This window comes from Microcystis sp. LE19-10.1B (assembly GCF_027530565.1).
GTDB classification, from domain to species: domain Bacteria; phylum Cyanobacteriota; class Cyanobacteriia; order Cyanobacteriales; family Microcystaceae; genus Microcystis; species Microcystis aeruginosa.
In genome coordinates this window covers 1-1,111 of record NZ_JAPZQM010000556.1, presented here as the reverse complement: position 1 = coordinate 1,111, position 1,111 = coordinate 1, and the positions used below count along the sequence as shown (strand labels likewise).

General features: G+C 40.6%; 2 protein-coding genes. One reads left to right on the top strand and one right to left on the bottom strand.

The features are described 5' to 3' along the window. Window positions 1-163 (top strand): zinc ribbon domain-containing protein (locus O9332_RS20225; protein ID WP_288027116.1); only part of this gene is annotated, 163 nt, incomplete at its 5' end. Between the two features lie 265 nt (window positions 164-428). On the opposite strand, the gene O9332_RS20220 is transcribed toward O9332_RS20225, so the two are convergent. Continuing rightward, window positions 429-1,111, bottom strand: a 683-nt coding sequence (locus O9332_RS20220; RefSeq protein ID WP_288027114.1) for an RNA-guided endonuclease InsQ/TnpB family protein, incomplete at its 5' end; no start/stop codon positions are given.

Sequence of the window (1,111 nt, the reverse complement as noted above, 5' to 3'; positions counted from 1 at the left end):
GTTAAATGTTCGAGAATGGGACTGTCCAGACTGTGGGACTCACCATGACCGAGATGTTAACGCTAGTAAAAATATTTTGGCCGCAGGGCTTGCGGTGTCAGTCTGTAGAGCGACCATAAGACCAGAACAGAGTAAATCTGTGGCTCTTCTCGACTTTGTGTGATAATTTTTGCTTATAGAATCGTGAAATATTTACTGGGAAAGACTTTTAGGAGTATTTTGCTGAAGAAACTATCAGTATAGACCCCGTTTCCACACAGAAACCAGAAGAGCCAATCTGTTAAGGCAGGTGCGGAACCCCGCAAGGGAAAGAAGCAGAAACCTAAATCGTGAGGTTTGGGAATCGCCGTCCGTTTTACGGCGGCGAGGATGTCAAAGTTACAAAAGTTAATATTCCAGCTATGGATTAGTTTGACATACTCCCACCGTCAAGCTACGCTGCGACGGGGGATTCTTGACCTATCACTATCGGAAATTCCTTGTTCAACGAGACAGCTTAGATTCTCAATGTCTCCACTGAAAACCCAGAGGTCGGACTCTCCCAAGGCGTTTGGGTCGGTTTCTGTTTGCCCAACAGTACCGTTGAGATGATTTCCCAAATATTGTAACCCTTTTTTAAGAATATTTATTGATGCATTATGATCCCTATCTAAGATTGTTTTACAGTTAGGACATTGATGAGTTCTATTGCTTAATGTTTTTTGAACTCTTGTACCACAAACTGAACAATCTTGGCTAGTAAAATGGGGAGGAACAGCAACACAAACAATCCGATAAATCTTGGCAAAATAATTCAACCATTGAGTGAATTGATACCAAGAAGCATCAGAAATCGACTTGGCAAGCTTACGGTTTTTGACTAAGTTTCTTACCTTTAAAGCTTCATAGACTACCAGATCATTAGACTGGACTAACGCCAAAGCGTCTTTAATTGCTTTGTCTTTACGTTGTCTTGACACTTTAAGATGAAACCTAGCTACTTTTATCCGTTGCTTGTGATAGTTTTTAGACTGTTTCTTTCCTTGACGAAATCGTTTTGATAATCTCCTTTGTGCTTTTTTCAGTCGTTTTTCTGACTTGCTTAAATAACGTGGATTCTCTACAGTATTGC